General features: G+C 74.1%; 5 protein-coding genes. 4 read left to right on the top strand and 1 reads right to left on the bottom strand.

Annotated features, from left to right (window positions below; genetic code table 11):
* Positions 1-467: MFS transporter (locus ABZ914_RS49020; RefSeq protein ID WP_500201466.1), on the bottom strand; the 467-nt coding region annotated here is incomplete at its 3' end.
* Between the two features lie 143 nt (positions 468-610).
* Between ABZ914_RS49020 and ABZ914_RS49015 the strand changes: the two genes are divergently transcribed.
* The 4 genes from ABZ914_RS49015 to ABZ914_RS49000 form a co-directional block, all read left to right on the top strand.
* Positions 611-1,555, top strand: a complete 945-nt coding sequence (locus ABZ914_RS49015) for an MmpS family transport accessory protein (protein ID WP_500201465.1) — start codon at positions 611-613, stop codon at positions 1,553-1,555.
* Between the two features lie 37 nt (positions 1,556-1,592).
* Positions 1,593-2,210, top strand: coding sequence for an alpha-ketoglutarate-dependent dioxygenase AlkB (locus tag ABZ914_RS49010; RefSeq protein WP_433241651.1), 618 nt, complete (start codon positions 1,593-1,595; stop codon positions 2,208-2,210).
* A gap of 148 nt (positions 2,211-2,358) precedes the next feature.
* Positions 2,359-3,024 (top strand): SDR family NAD(P)-dependent oxidoreductase, encoded by a 666-nt coding sequence (locus ABZ914_RS49005; protein WP_500201464.1) that lies wholly within the window; start codon positions 2,359-2,361, stop codon positions 3,022-3,024.
* A gap of 45 nt (positions 3,025-3,069) precedes the next feature.
* Positions 3,070-3,294 (top strand): maleylpyruvate isomerase N-terminal domain-containing protein (locus ABZ914_RS49000; RefSeq protein ID WP_500201463.1); only part of this gene is annotated, 225 nt, incomplete at its 3' end.

The following is a 3,294-nucleotide window of genomic DNA, read 5'->3' as shown; positions in this document are numbered from 1 at the left end:
AGCCAGCGGGCGCCGAGCGGCAGCAGGACGGCGGCGAGCCGGCCGCCGACGGCCCCCGCCGCGACAAGGGACGTGCCGAGGAGCCCGTAGACGTCGCCATGCCGGCCGGGCGGGGCGGCGCGGGCGAGCGCCTCCTGGGTGGCGGGCTCGCACAGCTCGAAGGTCAGCCCGACGAGCGCGACCGCGCCGAGGGTCTGCGGCGGGCCGTGCGCGGCGGCGAGGACGAGCAGCGCGGCGCCGGTCGACGCGAGGCCGAGCACGACGACCGCGCGGGGCGCGAGCCGGTCGAGCAGCACCCCGCCGACCCACCGGGACGCGAGCGCCGCCACGCCGAACACGGCCAGTGCCGCCGGGGCGAGGCCGGGACCGGCGAGCACGGCCAGGAAGGACATGACGTACGCGCCGAGCTGGTTGATCACGCGCACGCCGATCAGCGCCCTGACCGGGCGCGGCAGTCCCTCCGTCACCTGTGCAGGTTAGGCGTCGGGTCTGACATTCCGTGAGCGCCGCGTCATCCGGCGCACCCGCGCCGACAACCCGCGACGGAGAACCGCTCCTCAGGTGAACGGCTGTAAGCCGGGTGTAATCGCTGCTCCCTAGGGTCTGCGGCGTGAAACGTGGGTGTGCAATCAGGACGGTCGCCGCAGGCGGAGCGCTCGCGCTCGCGCTGTCGGGGTGCGGCGGCGGGGACGGGAAAGACGACAAGGGGTCGGGCCCCGGAAAGGCTCCGGTGAAGTCGGCGGCGGAGGCGTCCGCGCCCGCCGGGGGCTGGCCGCGGCCGGAGAACGGGCGGCTGACCGCGAAGATGTGCGGGCTGCTGACGGACGCCGACTACGCCAGGTACGGCCACCAGCGCATGCCGCAGGAGGACGCCGGGCCCGCGCAGGACGGCTCCAACTCCGTCTACTGCACGTACATGCTGGGCGACCAGCTGACGCTCAGCCTGCAGAAGAGCGCCCAGGGCGCGAAGATCGCCTTCAAGCAGGGGCTGGACCGCCACAAGGACCGGCTGAAAGGCAAGCAGTCGGTGCTGGCGTCGAACGTGGTGCAGGGTGCGGACGAGAGCTGGGTCGACTACTCGACGCTGGGCGGCGGTCCGTCCGAGTACGAGGTGGAGGCGCGGCGCGGCGGGCTGACCGTCGGGATCGTCCTCTCCGAGGTCCCGCAGCATCCCGACAAGGACCCGAAGGGGATGCTGGCGGCGCTGGCGGCGCTGGTACTGCAGCGGATTCCGGACGTGGGGAAGACCGACACGGGCATCGTGCACCAGGTCAAGTACGTGGTGTGGGGGTCCGGCGGGGCCGCGCTCCAGATCGTCTACAGCGACCCGGTGAACAGCAAGTCGGTGACGCTGAAGAACGTGAAGCTGCCCTGGCACAAGGAGTTCCCGATGCCGGACACGGGCAGCCAGCCGACGGCGGCGCTGTCGATCAGCGGTGCGATGGCGTCACCGGCGGGTGCGCTCGGCTGCGAGGTCCTGGTGGACGGGAAGTCGGTGCAGAAGAAGGACCCGAGCTCCGGGATGACCTTCTGCGACGCGATGTACCACAGCTGATCGAACATGTGTTTGACCCGCTGGGTACAGTGGGGGCATGTTCCAAGGTTCGCTGCTGGACCGCGCCGACGAGACCGGCCCCCGCCCGCTGAGCGAGGCGCGGCGGACGCGGCTGGCCCACGGCGCCTGGATCGACGTGCTGCCCGCCTGGATCCCGGGCGCGGACGCGCTGTTCGAGCGGCTGTCCACGTCGGTCCCGTGGCGGGCGGAGAGCAGGCGGATGTACGACCGGGTCGTGGACGTCCCGCGCCTGCTCTCGTTCTACGACGAGGACGCCGAGCTGCCCGACCCCGTCCTCGACGCGGCGAAGGCCGCGCTGAACGCGCACTACGCGGAGGAGCTGGGCGAGCCGTTCCGCACGGCCGGGCTCTGCCTCTACCGGGACGGCCGCGACAGCGTCGCCTGGCACGGCGACCGGATCGGACGCGGGGCGAGCGCGGACACGATGGTCGCGATCCTCTCGGTCGGCGCGCCGCGTCCGCTGATGCTGCGGCCGCGCGGCGGCGGTCCCGCGATCAAGCGGGAGCTGGGGCACGGCGACCTGATCGTGATGGGCGGAAGCTGCCAGCGGACCTGGGACCACGCGATCCCGAAGAGCACCCGCGCGGTCGGCCCCCGGATCAGCATCCAGTTCCGCCCCCGCGGCGTCCGCTGAGACGGCGCCCGCTGACCGCGCCCGCTGACGGTGCCCGCTGACGGCGCCCGCTGACGGCGCCCGCTGAGACGGCGGCCGCGAACTCCGGTGGACGCGCGCGCCCCCGACGCGTGATCATTCAGGTATCCGTTCGGGGGAGGCGATAGGCGTGACGATCTCGCTGGTCACCGGTGGGAACCGGGGCATCGGCCTGGAGGTGTGCCGGCAGCTCGCGGCGCGCGGGCACGAGGTGCTGCTCGGGGCGCGCTCCCCCGACGCCGCCGCCCGCGCCGCGAAGGAGGCGGGCGCGACACCGGTCCGGCTGGACGTGACGTCCGCGGCGGACGTCGAGCGCGTCGCGGCCGAGGTCGGGCGGCTGGACGTGCTGGTGAACAACGCCGCGATCACCTACGACACCTGGCAACGGCCGTCGACCGCGGACCTGGACGTCGTCCGGGACGCGGCGGAGACCAACCTGTACGGGCCGTGGCGGCTGACGCAGGCGCTGCTGCCTGCGCTCCGGCGCAGCGCGCACGGCCGGATCGTCAACGTGTCCAGCGAGGCGGCGTCGCTCGCCGAGATGGGGTCCGGCACTCCCGCCTACACCGCGTCCAAGGTCGCGCTCAACGCGCTGACCAGGATGTTCGCGGCCGAACTGCGGGCCGACGGGATCCTGGTGAACGCGGTCTGCCCGGGTTGGGTGGCGACCGACATGGGCGGACCCGGCGGGCGGCCCGTCGCCGACGGCGCGGCGAGCGTGGTCTGGGCCGCGACGCTGCCCGACGACGGCCCGACCGGCGGCTTCTTCCGCGACGGCCGCCCGCTCCCCTGGTGACCCCGGCTCCGCCGGTGGTCCCCGCCCCCGTCGAGAGGACCAGCCATGACCCGCGTCGAACCGCTCGAAGCGATCACCGCGGCGACCCGCGCGCTGCTCGCGTCCGCCGCCCGGCTCGGTGAGGCGGACATGCGCGCGCCGTCGCTGCTGCACGGCTGGACGCGCGGCCACGTGCTCACCCACGTCGCGCGCAACGCCGACGGCGGCACCCGCCTCCTCACCTGGGCGCGGACCGGCGTCGAGGCGCGCGAGTACCCGAGCGCGGAGGCC

The sequence above is a fragment of the Spirillospora sp. NPDC046719 genome, assembly GCF_040645715.1.
Lineage (GTDB): Bacteria > Actinomycetota > Actinomycetes > Streptosporangiales > Streptosporangiaceae > Spirillospora.
Note: the sequence above shows the minus strand (reverse complement) of the source record. Positions and strands in the feature narration are given on the sequence as shown.

Excerpts from the sequence above, each read along its gene's own strand:
- ABZ914_RS49010 (WP_433241651.1), top strand. The coding sequence starts at position 1,593 with ATGTTCCAAGGTTCGCTGCTGGACCGCGCCGACGAGACCGGCCCCCGC.